Source organism: Pseudomonas sp. LBUM1658, assembly GCF_059716055.1.
The window spans coordinates 101,271-119,149 of record NZ_CP166798.1 but is presented as its reverse complement, the minus strand read 5'-3'; the positions used below and the strand labels follow the sequence as shown (position 1 = coordinate 119,149).

General features: G+C 55.7%; 13 protein-coding genes, 2 tRNA genes and 4 rRNA genes. 10 read left to right on the top strand and 9 right to left on the bottom strand.

All coding sequences use genetic code 11. The features are described from left to right. Positions 1-1,176, top strand: coding sequence for a PepSY-associated TM helix domain-containing protein (locus ACA064_RS00590; protein WP_497671650.1), 1,176 nt, complete (start codon positions 1-3; stop codon positions 1,174-1,176). Between the two features lie 131 nt (positions 1,177-1,307). Here the strand turns inward: ACA064_RS00590 and rrf (ACA064_RS00585) are convergent. From rrf (ACA064_RS00585) to ACA064_RS00550, 8 genes are all read right to left on the bottom strand, one after another. Further along, positions 1,308-1,423 (bottom strand): 5S ribosomal RNA (gene rrf, locus ACA064_RS00585). Between the two features lie 107 nt (positions 1,424-1,530). Continuing rightward, a 5S ribosomal RNA gene (rrf, locus tag ACA064_RS00580) occupies positions 1,531-1,646 on the bottom strand. A 176-nt stretch (positions 1,647-1,822) separates the two neighbouring features. Further along, positions 1,823-4,714, bottom strand: a 23S ribosomal RNA gene (locus ACA064_RS00575). A gap of 238 nt (positions 4,715-4,952) precedes the next feature. After that, positions 4,953-5,028: transfer RNA gene (locus ACA064_RS00570), tRNA-Ala, on the bottom strand. 30 nt (positions 5,029-5,058) lie between these two features. Then, a tRNA-Ile gene (locus ACA064_RS00565) sits at positions 5,059-5,135 on the bottom strand. Positions 5,136-5,257: 122 nt separating this feature from the next. Then, positions 5,258-6,796: ribosomal RNA gene (locus ACA064_RS00560) — 16S ribosomal RNA — on the bottom strand. Together the 16S, 23S and 5S rRNA genes with 2 tRNA genes alongside form the textbook arrangement of a ribosomal RNA operon. Positions 6,797-7,442: 646 nt before the next feature. Next, positions 7,443-8,663: a CaiB/BaiF CoA transferase family protein gene (locus tag ACA064_RS00555; protein ID WP_497671649.1), complete on the bottom strand. Its 1,221-nt coding sequence runs from the start codon at positions 8,661-8,663 to the stop codon at positions 7,443-7,445. A 13-nt stretch (positions 8,664-8,676) separates the two neighbouring features. Next, complete coding sequence (locus ACA064_RS00550) at positions 8,677-9,858, bottom strand: acyl-CoA dehydrogenase (RefSeq protein WP_497671648.1); 1,182 nt, start codon at positions 9,856-9,858, stop codon at positions 8,677-8,679. 157 nt (positions 9,859-10,015) lie between these two features. Here ACA064_RS00550 and ACA064_RS00545 point away from each other — a divergent pair, with 157 nt between their 5' ends. After that, on the top strand, positions 10,016-10,915 hold the full coding sequence (locus tag ACA064_RS00545) for a LysR family transcriptional regulator (protein ID WP_497671647.1): 900 nt from the start codon (positions 10,016-10,018) through the stop codon (positions 10,913-10,915). 292 nt (positions 10,916-11,207) lie between these two features. On the opposite strand, the gene ACA064_RS00540 is transcribed toward ACA064_RS00545, so the two are convergent. Next, entirely contained in the window at positions 11,208-11,375 is a 168-nt protein-coding gene (locus ACA064_RS00540; protein ID WP_497671646.1) for a hypothetical protein, read from the bottom strand. Here ACA064_RS00540 and ACA064_RS00535 point away from each other — a divergent pair. The 8 genes from ACA064_RS00535 to ACA064_RS00500 all read left to right on the top strand — a co-directional run bounded on the left by ACA064_RS00535 (position 11,368) and on the right by ACA064_RS00500 (position 17,875). Further along, positions 11,368-12,489, top strand: a complete 1,122-nt coding sequence (locus ACA064_RS00535) for a Re/Si-specific NAD(P)(+) transhydrogenase subunit alpha (RefSeq protein WP_497671645.1) — start codon at positions 11,368-11,370, stop codon at positions 12,487-12,489. The genes ACA064_RS00540 and ACA064_RS00535 overlap by 8 nt on opposite strands. 15 nt (positions 12,490-12,504) lie before the next feature. Continuing rightward, complete coding sequence (locus tag ACA064_RS00530) at positions 12,505-12,843, top strand: NAD(P) transhydrogenase subunit alpha part 2 (protein WP_497671644.1); 339 nt, start codon at positions 12,505-12,507, stop codon at positions 12,841-12,843. After that, the gene (locus ACA064_RS00525; RefSeq protein WP_497671643.1) at positions 12,840-14,276 is read left to right on the top strand and encodes an NAD(P)(+) transhydrogenase (Re/Si-specific) subunit beta; all 1,437 of its coding nucleotides are present in this window, start codon (positions 12,840-12,842) and stop codon (positions 14,274-14,276) included. Before ACA064_RS00530 ends, ACA064_RS00525 begins: the two co-directional genes overlap by 4 nt. Positions 14,277-14,455: 179 nt before the next feature. Next, on the top strand, positions 14,456-15,949 hold the full coding sequence (scpC, locus tag ACA064_RS00520) for a succinyl-CoA:acetate CoA-transferase ScpC (RefSeq protein WP_497671642.1): 1,494 nt from the start codon (positions 14,456-14,458) through the stop codon (positions 15,947-15,949). A gap of 319 nt (positions 15,950-16,268) precedes the next feature. Further along, positions 16,269-16,484, top strand: a complete 216-nt coding sequence (locus ACA064_RS00515) for a DUF1127 domain-containing protein (protein WP_497671641.1) — start codon at positions 16,269-16,271, stop codon at positions 16,482-16,484. Positions 16,485-16,756: 272 nt separating this feature from the next. Next, positions 16,757-16,966: a DUF1127 domain-containing protein gene (locus ACA064_RS00510; RefSeq protein WP_497671640.1), complete on the top strand. Its 210-nt coding sequence runs from the start codon at positions 16,757-16,759 to the stop codon at positions 16,964-16,966. Positions 16,967-17,142: 176 nt separating this feature from the next. After that, positions 17,143-17,460: a DUF2388 domain-containing protein gene (locus ACA064_RS00505; protein WP_497671639.1), complete on the top strand. Its 318-nt coding sequence runs from the start codon at positions 17,143-17,145 to the stop codon at positions 17,458-17,460. A gap of 106 nt (positions 17,461-17,566) precedes the next feature. Beyond that, positions 17,567-17,875: a DUF2388 domain-containing protein gene (locus tag ACA064_RS00500; protein ID WP_497671638.1), complete on the top strand. Its 309-nt coding sequence runs from the start codon at positions 17,567-17,569 to the stop codon at positions 17,873-17,875. The last annotated feature ends 4 nt before the right edge of the window (positions 17,876-17,879 follow it).

Here is a 17,879-nt window from a genome sequence, read left to right as displayed (position 1 = left end):
ATGCGTGCATTTCTGGTTTTACTTCATCGTTATATCGGCCTGGCCACCGCGCTGTTCCTGCTGATGGCAGGCCTGACCGGCAGCATCCTGGCGTTCAATCACGAGCTGGATGAGTGGCTCAATCCCGGCTTTTACGAGGCTCCTGCGCAAGGTCTGGCACTCCCACCTGGTGCGCTGGTGGACAAGCTGCAGGCAGCGCATCCGAGACTGCAAGTCTGGTACATGGAGTACCCGAACGAGGCGGGACACACGGCAATGCTCGCCGCGGTGCCTCGCAACGATCCGGCCACAGGCAAGCCGTTTGCCGAGCCGAATCAGGTGTTCTATTACGATCCTGTCAGTGGTGAGCAAAGGGGGCAGCGCTTTTGGGGTGCCTGTTGTTTCCAGCGCGAGAACTTCATCCCGTTCATGCTCGAATTCCACTACAACCTTGTCCTGCCCGGTAACTGGGGGTTGTTGCTGATGGGATTAGTGGCTATCGCGTGGGTACTCGATTGTTTCATTGCGCTCTGGCTGACCTTTCCCCGAGGCAAGCCATTCTGGAACAAGTGGGCGACTGCCTGGAAGATCAAAGGTGGGCATGCTTATCGGATGAACATGGACATCCATCGCGCTGGCGGGCTGTGGCTTTGGTTGCTACTGCTACCCATCGCCGTCAGCAGCGTCGCCATGAACCTCCCAAGCCAGGTCTTCAAGCCTGTCGTTTCATTGTTCTCGCCGATTGAGCCGAGCGTCTATGAGGCCCGTGGGCGGATGCCCGCCGAGCAGTTGGGGGCGACTCGTCTGAGCTATCAGGAGGCGTATGAATTGGCCCGGGAAGAAGGTAAGCGAATGGGTTTGAACCTGGCCATCGGCGAGCTGTATTACAGCTTTGAATACAACTTCTATGGCGCGGGTTTTGGCCAACATGACACCGAGGCTCAGGGTAAGTCCTGGCTGTTCTTCCATGGGACTGATGGGCGCTTGCTGGGACAGGAAATAGCCGGGCAAGGCACACTGGGGGAGCGCTTCTATCGGCTACAGCTGCCGATCCACGGGGGACGGATCATTGGTTTCACCGGACAGGTCATGATTGCGCTGCTAGGCGTTTTGATTGCAGTGCTGTCGGGGACGGGGATCTACATCTGGTGGCGCAAGTTGCTTGCTCGCAGAAGTAGCAAGGCACGTAAAGCTTAGAAGGACGTTCGAGCAGGAACGGTCCTGGCAACAGACCGTTTCCAACCTGCAGCTCACCGCTTGTAGCTTGTGGCTGCTCCCAAAAAACAAAACCCCTGTCTGCGTAAGCAGACAGGGGTTTCGGAATTCAATCTTGACGATGACCTACTCTCACATGGGGAAACCCCACACTACCATCGGCGATGCATCGTTTCACTGCTGAGTTCGGGATGGGATCAGGTGGTTCCAATGCTCTATGGTCGTCAAGAAATTCTGTGACCAGCCCGTTACCGCAATAACGTGCCAGCAAAAATCGGTGACTTCTACTAAAACAAAACCCTACCTGCATACGCAGATAGGGGTTTCGGAATTTAATCTTGACGATGACCTACTCTCACATGGGGAAACCCCACACTACCATCGGCGATGCATCGTTTCACTGCTGAGTTCGGGATGGGATCAGGTGGTTCCAATGCTCTATGGTCGTCAAGAAATTCGGTAGCCGGGTCGTGGGCCTTTTCAGGTTCACGCTCCAGCGAATGGGTATGTGATAGCTTGGTGTTTTGTGAGTATCTCGAACTTTCGGTTCGTTTCGTCTTCACACACCGCAATCTGGTGCCCTCTCTTTGTTTCCAAAAGCAGGGCCAACAAATTGCTTGGGTGTTATATGGTCAAGCCTCACGGGCAATTAGTATTGGTTAGCTCAACGCCTCACAGCGCTTACACACCCAACCTATCAACGTCGTAGTCTTCGACGGCCCTTCAGGGGACTCAAGGTCCCAGTGAGATCTCATCTTGAGGCTAGTTTCCCGCTTAGATGCTTTCAGCGGTTATCTATTCCGAACATAGCTACCCGGCAATGCCACTGGCGTGACAACCGGAACACCAGAGGTTCGTCCACTCCGGTCCTCTCGTACTAGGAGCAGCCCCTCTCAAATCTCAAACGTCCACGGCAGATAGGGACCGAACTGTCTCACGACGTTCTAAACCCAGCTCGCGTACCACTTTAAATGGCGAACAGCCATACCCTTGGGACCGGCTTCAGCCCCAGGATGTGATGAGCCGACATCGAGGTGCCAAACACCGCCGTCGATATGAACTCTTGGGCGGTATCAGCCTGTTATCCCCGGAGTACCTTTTATCCGTTGAGCGATGGCCCTTCCATACAGAACCACCGGATCACTAAGACCTACTTTCGTACCTGCTCGACGTGTCTGTCTCGCAGTCAAGCGCGCTTTTGCCTTTATACTCTACGACCGATTTCCGACCGGTCTGAGCGCACCTTCGTACTCCTCCGTTACTCTTTAGGAGGAGACCGCCCCAGTCAAACTACCCACCATACACTGTCCTCGATCCGGATAACGGACCTGAGTTAGAACCTCAAAGTTGCCAGGGTGGTATTTCAAGGTTGGCTCCACGCGAACTGGCGTCCACGCTTCAAAGCCTCCCACCTATCCTACACAAGCAAATTCAAAGTCCAGTGCAAAGCTATAGTAAAGGTTCACGGGGTCTTTCCGTCTAGCCGCGGATACACTGCATCTTCACAGCGATTTCAATTTCACTGAGTCTCGGGTGGAGACAGCGCCGCCATCGTTACGCCATTCGTGCAGGTCGGAACTTACCCGACAAGGAATTTCGCTACCTTAGGACCGTTATAGTTACGGCCGCCGTTTACCGGGGCTTCGATCAAGAGCTTCGCGTTAGCTAACCCCATCAATTAACCTTCCGGCACCGGGCAGGCGTCACACCCTATACGTCCACTTTCGTGTTTGCAGAGTGCTGTGTTTTTAATAAACAGTCGCAGCGGCCTGGTATCTTCGACCGGCATGGGCTTACGCAGTAAATGCTTCACCCTCACCGGCGCACCTTCTCCCGAAGTTACGGTGCCATTTTGCCTAGTTCCTTCACCCGAGTTCTCTCAAGCGCCTTGGTATTCTCTACCCAACCACCTGTGTCGGTTTGGGGTACGGTTCCTGGTTACCTGAAGCTTAGAAGCTTTTCTTGGAAGCATGGCATCAACCACTTCGTGTTCTAAAAGAACACTCGTCATCAGCTCTCGGCCTTAGACTCCCGGATTTACCTAAGAGTCCAGCCTACCACCTTAAACTTGGACAACCAACGCCAAGCTGGCCTAGCCTTCTCCGTCCCTCCATCGCAATAACCAGAAGTACAGGAATATTAACCTGTTTTCCATCGACTACGCTTTTCAGCCTCGCCTTAGGGACCGACTAACCCTGCGTCGATTAACGTTGCGCAGGAAACCTTGGTCTTTCGGCGTGGGTGTTTTTCACACCCATTATCGTTACTCATGTCAGCATTCGCACTTCTGATACCTCCAGCAAGCTTCTCAACTCACCTTCACAGGCTTACAGAACGCTCCTCTACCGCATCACCTAAGTGATACCCGTAGCTTCGGTGTATGGTTTGAGCCCCGTTAAATCTTCCGCGCAGGCCGACTCGACTAGTGAGCTATTACGCTTTCTTTAAAGGGTGGCTGCTTCTAAGCCAACCTCCTAGCTGTCTAAGCCTTCCCACATCGTTTCCCACTTAACCATAACTTTGGGACCTTAGCTGACGGTCTGGGTTGTTTCCCTTTTCACGACGGACGTTAGCACCCGCCGTGTGTCTCCCATGCTCGGCACTTGTAGGTATTCGGAGTTTGCATCGGTTTGGTAAGTCGGGATGACCCCCTAGCCGAAACAGTGCTCTACCCCCTACAGTGATACATGAGGCGCTACCTAAATAGCTTTCGAGGAGAACCAGCTATCTCCGAGCTTGATTAGCCTTTCACTCCGATCCACAGGTCATCCGCTAACTTTTCAACGGTAGTCGGTTCGGTCCTCCAGTTAGTGTTACCCAACCTTCAACCTGCCCATGGATAGATCGCCCGGTTTCGGGTCTATTCCCAGCGACTAGACGCCCTATTAAGACTCGCTTTCGCTACGCCTCCCCTATTCGGTTAAGCTCGCCACTGAAAATAAGTCGCTGACCCATTATACAAAAGGTACGCAGTCACCCAACAAAGTGGGCTCCCACTGCTTGTACGCATACGGTTTCAGGATCTATTTCACTCCCCTCTCCGGGGTTCTTTTCGCCTTTCCCTCACGGTACTAGTTCACTATCGGTCAGTCAGTAGTATTTAGCCTTGGAGGATGGTCCCCCCATATTCAGACAAGGTTTCTCGTGCCCCGTCCTACTCGATTTCATGACCAAGAGATTTTCGCGTACAGGGCTATCACCCACTATGGCCGCACTTTCCAGAGCGTTCCGCTAATCTCAAAGCCACTTAAGGGCTAGTCCCCGTTCGCTCGCCACTACTAAGGGAATCTCGGTTGATTTCTTTTCCTCAGGGTACTTAGATGTTTCAGTTCCCCTGGTTCGCTTCTTACGCCTATGTATTCAGCGTAAGATACCTAACTTATGTTAGGTGGGTTCCCCCATTCAGACATCTCCGGATCAAAGTCTGTTTGCCGACTCCCCGAAGCTTTTCGCAGGCTACCACGTCTTTCATCGCCTCTGACTGCCAAGGCATCCACCGTATGCGCTTCTTCACTTGACCATATAACCCCAAGCAATCTGGTTATACTGTGAAGACGACATTCGCCGAAAATTCGCAATTTAACTCACAAATTTTACCTTAGCCTGTAACAACACCAGTGAAAGTGCTGTCCAGTCTATCTTTCTATCACATACCCAAATTTTTAAAGAACGATCTAATCAAAAAGATCAGAAATCAACATTCACCATCACAGTGATGGAATGCTCATTTCTAAGCTTTACAAGTCAGAAGCAGTAAGTGGTGGAGCCAAACGGGATCGAACCGTTGACCTCCTGCGTGCAAGGCAGGCGCTCTCCCAGCTGAGCTATGGCCCCGTATTTCTACAGGCGTGTCCCACACAAAATTGGTGGGTCTGGGCAGATTCGAACTGCCGACCTCACCCTTATCAGGGGTGCGCTCTAACCAACTGAGCTACAGACCCAATTTCGAGCTTGTAACTGTTAGCGTGAGCTATCAGCGTGGAGCTTAAAGCTGCTTCTATCGTCTTCTTCAATGAATCAAGCAATTCGTGTGGGAACTTATGGAGCAGCTGATGTCGTCGATTAAGGAGGTGATCCAGCCGCAGGTTCCCCTACGGCTACCTTGTTACGACTTCACCCCAGTCATGAATCACACCGTGGTAACCGTCCTCCCGAAGGTTAGACTAGCTACTTCTGGTGCAACCCACTCCCATGGTGTGACGGGCGGTGTGTACAAGGCCCGGGAACGTATTCACCGCGACATTCTGATTCGCGATTACTAGCGATTCCGACTTCACGCAGTCGAGTTGCAGACTGCGATCCGGACTACGATCGGTTTTCTGGGATTAGCTCCACCTCGCGGCTTGGCAACCCTCTGTACCGACCATTGTAGCACGTGTGTAGCCCAGGCCGTAAGGGCCATGATGACTTGACGTCATCCCCACCTTCCTCCGGTTTGTCACCGGCAGTCTCCTTAGAGTGCCCACCATTACGTGCTGGTAACTAAGGACAAGGGTTGCGCTCGTTACGGGACTTAACCCAACATCTCACGACACGAGCTGACGACAGCCATGCAGCACCTGTCTCAATGTTCCCGAAGGCACTCCGCCATCTCTGGCAGATTCATTGGATGTCAAGGCCTGGTAAGGTTCTTCGCGTTGCTTCGAATTAAACCACATGCTCCACCGCTTGTGCGGGCCCCCGTCAATTCATTTGAGTTTTAACCTTGCGGCCGTACTCCCCAGGCGGTCAACTTAATGCGTTAGCTGCGCCACTAAGAGCTCAAGGCTCCCAACGGCTAGTTGACATCGTTTACGGCGTGGACTACCAGGGTATCTAATCCTGTTTGCTCCCCACGCTTTCGCACCTCAGTGTCAGTATCAGTCCAGGTGGTCGCCTTCGCCACTGGTGTTCCTTCCTATATCTACGCATTTCACCGCTACACAGGAAATTCCACCACCCTCTACCATACTCTAGCTCGACAGTTTTGAATGCAGTTCCCAGGTTGAGCCCGGGGATTTCACATCCAACTTAACGAACCACCTACGCGCGCTTTACGCCCAGTAATTCCGATTAACGCTTGCACCCTCTGTATTACCGCGGCTGCTGGCACAGAGTTAGCCGGTGCTTATTCTGTCGGTAACGTCAAGACCATCACGTATTAGGTAACGGCCCTTCCTCCCAACTTAAAGTGCTTTACAATCCGAAGACCTTCTTCACACACGCGGCATGGCTGGATCAGGCTTTCGCCCATTGTCCAATATTCCCCACTGCTGCCTCCCGTAGGAGTCTGGACCGTGTCTCAGTTCCAGTGTGACTGATCATCCTCTCAGACCAGTTACGGATCGTCGCCTTGGTGAGCCATTACCCCACCAACTAGCTAATCCGACCTAGGCTCATCTGATAGCGCAAGGCCCGAAGGTCCCCTGCTTTCTCCCGTAGGACGTATGCGGTATTAGCGTCCGTTTCCGAACGTTATCCCCCACTACCAGGCAGATTCCTAGGCATTACTCACCCGTCCGCCGCTCGCCACCAGGTACAAGTACCCGTGCTGCCGCTCGACTTGCATGTGTTAGGCCTGCCGCCAGCGTTCAATCTGAGCCATGATCAAACTCTTCAGTTCAAACATCTTTGGGTTTTTAGAAAACCCTAAATTTAGCTCAGCAATCGTTGGTTACATCTTTGATTTCTCGCGGAGTAACTTGTGATGCTGATAATCTTGTTGACTATCAGTCTGACTCCACAAGCACCCACACGAATTGCTTGATTCAGTTGTTAAAGAGCGGTTGGTTAAGATCTTTCGTCTCAACCGAGGCGCGCATTCTACGCTTTCCTCTGCTGCTGTCAAGCGGTTATTTTCAGAAGTTTTCAAAGTTTCCTTTGTAACTTCAACCACTTGGCGCTTCCGATCACTCGTTAGCGGGAGGCGAATTCTACAGCGTTACTCGCTGCTGTCAACACCTGTTTTACACCGCTTTCGACCGAGTGGATCGAACCGTTGATAACGTCAAACCAACCGACCTTATCAACTCCTTCTGGGCTTCGATGAACTGAAGCAACTCGCTGCCGAAAACTGCGTAACTCTTTGTTTACCAAGGAGTTTTCCGTTTCGACTGCGCCGGAAGTGGGGCGAATTATAGACTTCCAGGATCTGCCGTCAAGGACTAATTGAGGCTTTCTATCAATAAGCCTGAAAAAGCCTGAAAAGCGCCGGTTTTGCTCCCTTCTATATAGAAGAGCAGAGAGCGCCTCTATATAGAAGGGAATACTTACAGCACGCCAGCTTCTCGCAAAGCAGCGACGGCTGATGGCTCCATGCCCAGCACCTGCTGCAATATCTGCAAGGTGTGCTCGCCCAAGAGAGGAGGGGCATTGCGGTATTCAACCGGCGTCTCGGAAAGACGAATCGGACTGGCTACCTGTGGAACCAGCCCCGCCAGAGCATGGGGCAGCTCGATTGCCAGCCCGCGCGCCTGGACCTGCGGATCGGCAAACACCTGGGCCAGGTCATTGATCGGCCCACACGGCACACCGGCCTGCTCCAGCAGCGTCACCCACTCTGCGGTGGTCTTGAATACCGTGGCCTGACGAATCAGCGGAATCAACACCGCACGGTTGGCTACCCGCAGCTTGTTCGTGACAAATCGCGGATCGTCCGCCCATTGTGGCTGCCCGGCCGCTTCGGCAAACTTGCGAAACTGCCCGTCGTTGCCAACGGTAAGAATGAAGTTACCATCCGCAGTCGGGAAATCCTGATACGGCACAATGTTCGGATGGGCATTGCCTAACCGCTTGGGAGCGACTCCGGTGGTCAGGTAGTTCATCGCCTGGTTGCCCAGACAAGCCACCTGAACATCCAGCAACGCCATATCGATATGCTGGCCGCCGCCGTCATGATCCCGATGCGCCAGTGCCGCAAGGATTGCGACCGTCGAGTAGAGCCCGGTCAGGATATCCGTCAGCGCGACGCCGACTTTCACCGGCCCGGCACCTTCGTCACCCTCAGGGCGGCCAGTCAGGCTCATCAAACCGCCCAGGCCCTGAATCATGAAGTCATAACCGGCACGTTTGGCATACGGACCGGTCTGGCCAAAGCCAGTGATCGAGCAATAGATCAGCTCGGGGTTAAGCGCCTTGAGCGACTCGTAGTCCAGCCCATACGCCGCCAGGCCACCCACCTTGAAGTTCTCGATCAGGATATCCGACTTGGCCGCCAGCTCACGCACCAGGCGCTGCCCTTCCGGACGAGTGAAGTCGATGGTGACCGACTGCTTGTTGCGATTGGCCGACAGGTAGTAGGCCGCCTCGCTGGTGTTCTCGCCATAGGCGTCCTTCAGGAACGGCGGGCCCCAGGCGCGCGTGTCATCACCATTACCCGGACGCTCGACCTTGATGACCTCAGCCCCGAGATCGGCGAGAATTTGCCCGGCCCAGGGGCCGGCCAGCACTCGCGATAAATCCAGTACTCGTAGATGCGAAAGCGCGCCCATGGTCGTTCTCCTATTAATAGAACGCCTGGATGCCTGTCTGTGCACGACCGAGGATCAGCGCGTGAACGTCGTGAGTACCTTCATAGGTGTTCACCACTTCCAGGTTGACCAGATGGCGGGCCACCCCGAACTCGTCGGAGATACCGTTGCCACCCAACATGTCACGGGCCATACGAGCGATGTCCAGGGACTTGCCGCAGGAGTTGCGCTTCATCATCGAGGTGATCTCGACGGCAGCGGTGCCTTCGTCCTTCATCCGGCCGAGACGCAAGCAACCTTGCAGGGCCATGGTGATTTCAGTCTGCATGTCGGCCAGTTTTTTCTGGATCAATTGGGTGGCAGCCAATGGCCGGCCAAACTGCTGACGATCCAGGGTGTATTGGCGAGCGGTGTGCCAGCAGAACTCGGCAGCACCCAGCGCACCCCAGGCGATGCCATAACGGGCCGAGTTAAGGCAAGTAAAGGGGCCTTTCAAACCACGGACGTCCGGGAAGATGTTCTCTTCCGGCACAAACACGTTATCCATGACGATCTCGCCGGTGATGGAGGCGCGCAAGCCAACCTTGCCGTGAATCGCCGGGGTGCTCAGACCTTTCCAGCCTTTTTCCAGCACGAAACCGCGAATGTCGCCGGCATCGTCCTTACCCCAGACCACAAAGACATCAGCGATCGGGCTGTTGGTGATCCACATCTTGCTGCCCGTCAGGCTGTAGCCGCCTTCCACTTTGCGCGCACGAGTGATCATCGAGCCAGGGTCGGAACCGTGGTCAGGCTCGGTCAGACCAAAGCAACCGATCCATTCACCCGAGGCCAGTTTTGGCAGGTACTTCTGCTTTTGAGCTTCGGTACCGAATTCATTGATCGGCACCATCACCAGCGAGGACTGCACGCTCATCATCGAGCGATAGCCGGAGTCGACACGCTCGACCTCACGAGCAATCAGACCGTAGCTGACGTAGTTCAGACCACTGCCGCCGTATTGTTCAGGAATGGTCGCACCCAACAGACCCACCTCACCCATCTCGCGGAAGATCGCCGGATCGGTCTTTTCATGGCGGAAAGCTTCGAGAACGCGCGGCGCGAGCTTCTGCTGAGCGAATTGCTGGGTAGTATCCCGGATCATGCGTTCTTCTTGGGTGAGCTGTTGATCCAGCAGCAGGGGATCGATCCAGTTGAAGCTAGCTTTACCGCCCATGGGTGAGTCCTCACGAATCAGGTGAAATGTCGTGGACTGATCCTAGGCCGACACACCGATTACGGCAAACGAGGATTTTGCATAATGTTGTGCTAATTTCTCACTCCGTAATAGCTCGAAACCGCTTTTTGACAGTTCTTTTGTGAGGTTGCCGTACATGCGCAGGAAGATCCCCAGCACTAGTGCACTGATCAGCTTTGAAGCGGCAGCCCGCCACGAGAGCTTTACCAAGGCAGCGCAAGAGCTTTCTCTTACCCAGGGCGCCATTTGTCGGCAGATAGCCAGCCTGGAAGAGTTCTTGAGTGTTGAACTGTTCCGACGCTCCCGCCGTGGGGTGAAGCTGACCGAAGCAGGGCTGTCTTATAGCCGCCGGATCGCCACCCAGCTGGATGCCGTAGAGCGCGATACGCTGTCGGTGATGGGCCAGCAGGGCGCCAACGTCATCGAGCTGGCCGTAGTCCCGACGTTCGGCACCCAATGGCTGCTGCCGCGCCTCAAGGATTTCCAGCAGCAACACCCGGAAGTCACGGTCAACCTGACCAACCGTACCCGGCCATTCCTGTTCGCCGACACCGACTTCGATGCCGCGATTTACTTTGGCGATGCCGATTGGTCGGGTACTGAGTCCCACAGGCTGATGGGTGAAAACCCGATGCCCGTCTGCAGCCCACGGCTAATGGGGTCTGAAAGCCATCTGAGCGCCGAACGGATAGCCGAGTTGCCACTACTGCAACAAACCACCCGACCTTATGCCTGGCGCCAATGGTTCGGCTCACAGAACCTTAATATCCCTCGGGACATGACAGGCCCGCGTTACGAGCTATTCTCCATGCTCGCCCAAGCCGCCATGCACGACATGGGCATCGCATTGATTCCGCCCTTCCTGATTAAGCGGGAATTGGCCGAGAGGCGCCTGGTGATCGCCAACCACCAGGCACTGTCCAGTATTAAGGCGTATTACCTGATGATTCCCGACCGAAAGGTCGAATCAGCCTCTTTACGGGCATTCCGCGACTGGCTGGTGAGCCAGGCGCAGAGTTATAGCCTCGAAGACTAAAGGCGCCCAGGCATTAACTGACCCCGTAGTCAGCAATTTGAAATCCCTACAGATATAACTATATGTCGCAATTAAGAAAACTGTACCTACATGAGGAACAATCGTCCCATAAGCGCCGGAAATCATGGCTTCCAGCGGCTATTTCGAGCCGATGCCAGCTCATTCATAGCGCCGATCTGGAAATTCTCGAATTTCGGCCAGAATCCATGCAAGGCACGACTTACAAGGGATCGAGCATTGGTATTGCGACATTCGGTCACGGGGTGACTTGTAGTTAATTTTCCGTCACGTGTCATAAACCCTTGAAGGGCACAAAGTTCGCCTGCAAAATGCCGCGCCCCGCCTTGATTAGTGCGGGGTCGTGCTGATCGGCCGCCCCAGCCTGCACCATCCGGAGTGCGCTGGCCTTTTTAAAAAGATCAAAAGCAATAAGATCCAGCAGGAGATTTGACGTGCACATTGGTGTTCCTCTCGAAACCCAAACGGGTGAAACGCGGGTTGCTGCAACCCCTGAAACCATCAAGAAGCTGATCGGCCAGGGTCATAAAGTCACTGTGCAAAGCGGCGCCGGCATTAACGCCAGCGTTGTCGACAGTGCCTATGAGGCAGTAGGTGCGACCATTGGCAGCGCCAACGATGCGTTCGGTGCAGAGCTGATTCTCAAGGTCGTCGCTCCCAGCGACAGCGAGCTGGCTCTGATCAAGAGCGGCACTGTAGTGGTGGGCATGCTCAACCCGTTCAGCAATGAAACCATTGCCAAGATGGCTGAGTGTGGCATCACCGCCTTCGCCCTCGAAGCCGCACCGCGCACCTCCCGTGCTCAGAGCCTTGATGTGCTGTCGTCCCAGGCCAACATTGCCGGCTATAAAGCCGTGCTGGTGGCCGCTCATCACTATCCGCGCTTCATGCCGATGCTGATGACCGCTGCGGGTACCGTGAAAGCTGCACGGGTGCTGATTCTCGGCGCCGGCGTTGCCGGTTTGCAGGCCATTGCCACGGCCAAGCGGCTAGGTGCGGTGATCGAGGCCTCGGACGTGCGTCCGGCGGTGAAGGAGCAGATCGAATCCCTCGGCGCCAAGTTCGTCGACGTGCCTTACGAGACCGATGAAGAACGCGAATGCGCCGTCGGTGTCGGCGGTTACGCGCGACCAATGCCGGCCAGCTGGATGCAGCGCCAGGCGCTGGCGGTCCACGAACGCGCCAAGCAGGCGGACATCGTCATTACCACTGCGTTGATCCCGGGTCGCAAGGCTCCGGTATTGCTGAGCGCCGAAACCGTTGCGCAAATGAAGCCCGGCTCGGTGGTGATCGATCTGGCGGCGGCTCAAGGCGGCAACTGCCCGCTGACGGTGGCCGATCAAGTGATCATCGCTCATGGCGTGACCATCGTCGGCCATACCAACCTGGCGGCGCAGGTCGCTGCAGACGCCTCGGCGCTGTATGCCCGTAACCTGCTGGACTTCCTGAAGCTGGTCTTCACTCCGGAAGGCCAATTCCAGATCAACCTCGAAGACGATATCGTCGCCGCGTGCCTGATGTGCCGCGACGGTCAAGTCCTCCGCAAAAACGCTTAAGCAGGGATTCTGACGATGGAAGAGCTTATCTCCCCCGGTATCTACAACCTGATCATCTTCGTGCTGGCGATTTATGTCGGTTATCACGTGGTCTGGAACGTTACACCTGCACTGCACACGCCGTTGATGGCGGTGACCAACGCCATTTCGGCGATTGTCATCGTTGGCGCCATGCTGGCTGCTGCCCTGACCGTCACCCCACTAGGCAAGACCATGGGCACCCTGGCCGTGGCGTTGGCCGCGGTGAACGTGTTCGGTGGCTTCCTGGTAACTCGACGCATGCTTGAGATGTTCAAGAAGAAAGCGCCCAAGGTTAAAGAACTGCCAGTAGAACAAGAGGTGCAGAAGTCATGAGCATGAACCTCGTAACCACCCTGTACCTAGTCGCGTCGATCTGCTTCATCCAGGCCCTTAAAGGCTTGTCGCACCCGACCACCTCCCGTCGCGGCAACCTGTACGGCATGCTCGGTATGGGTCTGGCGATTCTCACCACCGTAGGTTTGATCTACAAACTCGGGGCCGAGCTGGCAACCGACGGTATCGGCTACGTGATCGTCGGCCTGCTGGTCGGCGGCACCGCCGGTTCGATCATGGCCAAGCGCGTCGAAATGACCAAAATGCCGGAACTGGTCGCCTTCATGCACAGCATGATCGGTATGGCCGCGGTGTTCATCGCGATCGCGGCCGTGGTCGAGCCGCAATCGCTGGGTATCGTCAAGCTACTGGGCGATTCAATTCCAGCGGGTAACCGCCTGGAGCTGTTCCTGGGCGCGGCGATCGGTGCCATTACCTTCTCCGGTTCGGTGATTGCCTTCGGCAAGCTGTCGGGCAAATACAAATTCCGTCTGTTCCAAGGCGCACCCGTACAGTTCAGCGGCCAACACAAGCTTAACCTGGTGCTGGGCTTGTCCACGCTGGGCCTGGGCCTGGTGTTCACGTTTACCGGCGACCTCACGGCGTTCGCAGTGATGCTGGCGCTGGCTTTCGTGCTGGGCGTGCTGATTATCATCCCGATCGGCGGCGCGGACATGCCGGTGGTGGTGTCGATGCTCAACAGCTACTCGGGTTGGGCGGCGGCCGGTATCGGTTTCTCGCTGAACAACTCGATGCTGATCATCGCCGGTTCCCTGGTCGGCTCATCGGGTGCGATTCTCTCGTACATCATGTGCAAGGCGATGAACCGTTCGTTCTTCAATGTACTGCTCGGCGGTTTCGGCGGCGCAACTGAAGCGGCCGGCCCTGCCGGCTCCACGGAAGCGCGCCCGGTAAAATCCGGCTCGTCCGATGACGCCGCGTTCCTGCTGACCAACGCCGATACCGTGATCATCGTGCCCGGCTATGGCCTGGCTGTGGCGCGTGCCCAGCACTCGCTGATGGAGCTGGCGGAGAAGCTGACCCACCGTGGCGTCACCGTAAAGTTCGCGATTCACCCGGTTGCCGGGCGGATGCCGGGGCACATGAACGTCCTGCTGGCCGAGGCCGAAGTGCCTTACGAGCAAGTGTTCGAGATGGAAGACATCAACTCCGAATTCGGTCAGACCGACGTGGTACTGGTGCTCGGCGCCAACGACGTGGTCAACCCGGCGGCGAAGAATGATCCGAAATCGCCGATTGCCGGCATGCCGATTCTCGAGGCTTATAAAGCCAAGACCGTGATCGTCAACAAACGCTCGATGGCCAGCGGTTATGCCGGTCTGGAAAACGAACTGTTCTATCTGGACAAGACCATGATGGTTTTCGGCGACGCCAAGAAAGTCATTGAAGACATGGTTAAAGCCGTCGAATAAACACTGCTCCAACGCAATACCAAAAACCCCGGCCTCGAGTAGGCTGGGGTTTTTTATTGCCCGCAAAAACCGACCAAAGGCTCTAAATCAAGGGTCGGCATTCGACCATGGTAGCGGGAGGAATTTTTTTGAAGCCACTAAACTGTATCCCTTGCTTTCGTTGCCCGAGATAACCATCCATGTACCGTGATCGTATTCGCTTGCCTTCGCTGTTAAACAAGATCATGAGCGCGGCTGATGCCGCCGCGTTGATCAAGGACGGCATGACCGTCGGCATGAGCGGTTTTACCCGCTCCGGCGATGCCAAAGCCGTGCCCCATGCACTGGCCGAACGCGCCAAAGTGACTCCGCTGAAAATCAGCCTGATGACTGGCGCCAGCCTGGGCAACGACCTCGACAAACAACTTACCGAAGCCGGCGTACTCTCGCGACGCATGCCGTTCCAGGTCGACAGCACCCTGCGCAAAGCCATCAACGATGGCTCGGTGATGTTTATCGACCAGCACCTTTCCGACACCGTCGAGCAACTGCGCAATCGCCAGATCAAAGCCGTAGACCTGGCGGTGATCGAATGCGTTGCCATCACCGAAGAAGGCCATCTGGTCTTGAGTACCTCTGTGGGTAACTCGGCCAGTTTCGCGATCCTGGCCAAAGAGGTGATCATCGAGATCAATCTGGCTCAGCCGCTGGAGCTCGAAGGTCTGCATGACATCTATATCCCGAGCTATCGGCCGACCCGCCTGCCGATTCCGATACTCAAGGCTGACAGCCGCATCGGCAGCCCTGCGGTGCAGATCGACCCGGCGAAGATCGTCGGTATTGTCATCAGCAACCAGCCCGACTCAGCGTCTACCGTATTGCCGCCAGACCTGGATACCCAGGCCATCGCCAATCACCTGGTGGAGTTCTTCAAGAAGGAAGTGCGGGAAAACCGCCTGACCAACAGCTTGATGCCGCTGCAAGCGGGCGTCGGTACCATCGCCAACGCAGTGATGCACGGTCTGCTCGAATCACCATTCCACGATATGACCATGTACTCGGAAGTACTGCAGGACTCCACCTTTGATCTGTTCGACGCCGGCAAACTGCGCTTCGCCTCGGGCAGTTCCTTAACCCTGTCGGCCAAAAAGCACGCTGAAGTCTTCAGCGACCTGAGCCGTTACAAACCGCAACTGGTACTGCGCCCGCAGGAGATTTCCAATCACCCGGAAGTCATCCGCCGCCTGGGCATCATCGGCATCAACACCGCGCTGGAATTCGACCTGTACGGTAACGTCAACTCCACTCACGTCTGCGGCACGCGGATGATGAACGGCATTGGTGGCTCGGGCGACTTTTCGCGCAATGCACACCTGGCGATCTTCGTTACCAAATCGATTGCCAAGGGCGGGTCGATCTCCAGCGTAGTGCCGATGGTCAGCCATGTTGACCATACCGAGCACGACGTCGACATTCTCGTTACCGAGATAGGCTTGGCGGACTTGCGTGGCCTGGCGCCACGGGAGCGGGCGAGGGTGGTCATCGACAACTGCGTGCACCCTGCCTATCGCGAAGCCTTGAACGACTACTTCAAAGCCGCCTGCGCCATAGGCGGGCACACTCCGCACATCCTGCGTGAAGCACTCAGCTGGCACATTAACCTGGATGAAACCGGGAAAATGCTCGCGGTGTAATTGGTACAGTTGGCAGCTGACGCAAACACAAATTTGTCAGCTGCTCGCTACCACATCATCTTCCGTCAGAAACTGTACTGCTGTACCGGTCTTTTCCTACCGAAATCCCCTACCTTTCTGGGTCATATGGCTGAAATTGCACCATTAACGTGCAGATAGGTACAGTTGCTTCAATTTTTACCAGTACAGCACCTATAAACAGTTAACTGGTCCCTCACAATACAGGTGAACTGTATCTACAGAGACTTGCTCAAGAGGAGGATCATTGGCATCAGTTAAACCACTACCTAATCCCGCCACAAGCGGAAGGATGCTAACCATGGAACGTACACTCAGTTCCGACCTGTTCTTCGAAGACACCGCTGTAAACACCCAGGCTTCCATGCCTCTTCGTGTTCTCGCCAACCTGATGCTGTGGCAGCGCCGCATCTCCAGCCGCCACCAACTGGCTCGCCTGGATTCGCGTCTGCTGGCTGACGCAGGGATTAGCGAAGCACAACGCTACGAAGAGTTGAGCAAGCCGTTCTGGCGCTAACTTAGCGTCGCTGGCTCTGACCCACCGGGTCCACCGCCAGCACTTGAATTGAACAAACAAAACCCGTCGCGGGCAACCGCGACGGGTTTTGTCGTTTCAGGGTCTGAAAAAAAGGTGCCGTACAGAGACGCCAACTTCAAACAAGTACAGTTTTCACATAAACATAACTGAACCAGTACAATTCAGCTCTGTTGTATCTGTAATCACATTCTCGTTGCGAACAACATGGTGTTCCAAGGCCAGCATCCCGGCCTCCCAGCAAGGAAGGCACCATGAATCGCTTAGTGGAAGTAGCTGAACCCAAAGCCCGCCAGCAGTCGGCCATCCATGTACTGGGTCGCCTGTTCGCAGCACTTGCCCGGAGCATGGAGAGAGCTCGCACACGCCGTTTACTCGGCCAGTTGAACGCCCAGCAACTGGCCGACCTGGGCATCAGTTACGCCGACCGCATAGCCGAACTGGACAAACCATTCTGGCGTTAACTGCCTATAGTTGAAGTGGCAGGACTATTCGAACAGCCGCAGTACGGCCTAATATCCATCGAGAACGTGGCGAACTCTGCAAAGCGTGCGTCTGATTTCCAAGGCAGCACAATCGCAGTAGCTGCCAGGTGCTTTGCTCGGTGCCACTTTTATCTGTTTTCTACAGGAGTTACACCATGTCCCGTCTTCGTCTGCTCAGCGCTGCAGCCCTGCTGGTCGTGGCCGCCAATGCGCATGCCACCAGCTTCATTGTTACCACGGACGCTGTCGTCAATGCGCTCAAGGCCACGTCGGACGCCACCTCCGACCTGACCTCCTCGCTGCGTGACGACAAGATCGTCCGTGAGGCCCGTGATGACGCCGCCAGCTTCGTCGCCACCGAAGGCGCCATCCGCGGCGTGAAACTGGAAAGCGCCCTGGACCACATTCGCCAGCAGGCGCCGGAGTTGAATGCGAGCGACACACAGCTGGCACAAGCGATCCTGGCAATCTGATCGCAAGACGCAAGCGGGGCACGTCTGCCGTGCCCCGATCCTTCGATGCTGGCTCTAGCCCGGGCATTGCGCTAGCCTTGGCATTCGCTTTCAGCTATCGAGTCCCATGCGCTTTCTGCCAAGTCCGCTCATAGTCGCCCTATGCATCGCTGCCTGCTGGACAGGTCCGGCGCAGGCCCTCGAACTCAGCACCCAAGGCCTGGTGCTCAGCGGCTATGCCACCAGCAAAGTGATCTCCGCTCCCTTTGAGAACAAACTGATCCTGGCCGCCCAGGATGACGCCGCAGCGTTTATCGCCAGTGATGGGCAACTGCGTGGAGCTCAACTGCAATCCGCGCTGAATTTCCTGCGCCATACCCAATCAAAACTTCGTGCCAGCGACCTTGAACTGGCACAGGCAATTCTCGTCCAATAGTTAT

What these genes read in the sequence shown, in the direction of transcription:
- ACA064_RS00590 (WP_497671650.1), top strand. Translation starts at nt 1, where the DNA reads ATGCGTGCATTTCTGGTTTTACTTCATCGTTATATCGGCCTGGCCACC.
- ACA064_RS00555 (WP_497671649.1), bottom strand. Translation starts at nt 8,663, where the DNA reads ATGGGCGCGCTTTCGCATCTACGAGTACTGGATTTATCGCGAGTGCTG.
- ACA064_RS00550 (WP_497671648.1), bottom strand. Translation starts at nt 9,858, where the DNA reads ATGGGCGGTAAAGCTAGCTTCAACTGGATCGATCCCCTGCTGCTGGAT.
- ACA064_RS00545 (WP_497671647.1), top strand. Translation starts at nt 10,016, where the DNA reads ATGCGCAGGAAGATCCCCAGCACTAGTGCACTGATCAGCTTTGAAGCG.
- ACA064_RS00540 (WP_497671646.1), bottom strand. Translation starts at nt 11,375, where the DNA reads ATGTGCACGTCAAATCTCCTGCTGGATCTTATTGCTTTTGATCTTTTT.
- ACA064_RS00530 (WP_497671644.1), top strand. Translation starts at nt 12,505, where the DNA reads ATGGAAGAGCTTATCTCCCCCGGTATCTACAACCTGATCATCTTCGTG.
- ACA064_RS00525 (WP_497671643.1), top strand. Translation starts at nt 12,840, where the DNA reads ATGAGCATGAACCTCGTAACCACCCTGTACCTAGTCGCGTCGATCTGC.
- scpC (WP_497671642.1), top strand. Translation starts at nt 14,456, where the DNA reads ATGTACCGTGATCGTATTCGCTTGCCTTCGCTGTTAAACAAGATCATG.
- ACA064_RS00515 (WP_497671641.1), top strand. Translation starts at nt 16,269, where the DNA reads ATGGAACGTACACTCAGTTCCGACCTGTTCTTCGAAGACACCGCTGTA.
- ACA064_RS00510 (WP_497671640.1), top strand. Translation starts at nt 16,757, where the DNA reads ATGAATCGCTTAGTGGAAGTAGCTGAACCCAAAGCCCGCCAGCAGTCG.
- ACA064_RS00505 (WP_497671639.1), top strand. Translation starts at nt 17,143, where the DNA reads ATGTCCCGTCTTCGTCTGCTCAGCGCTGCAGCCCTGCTGGTCGTGGCC.
- ACA064_RS00500 (WP_497671638.1), top strand. Translation starts at nt 17,567, where the DNA reads ATGCGCTTTCTGCCAAGTCCGCTCATAGTCGCCCTATGCATCGCTGCC.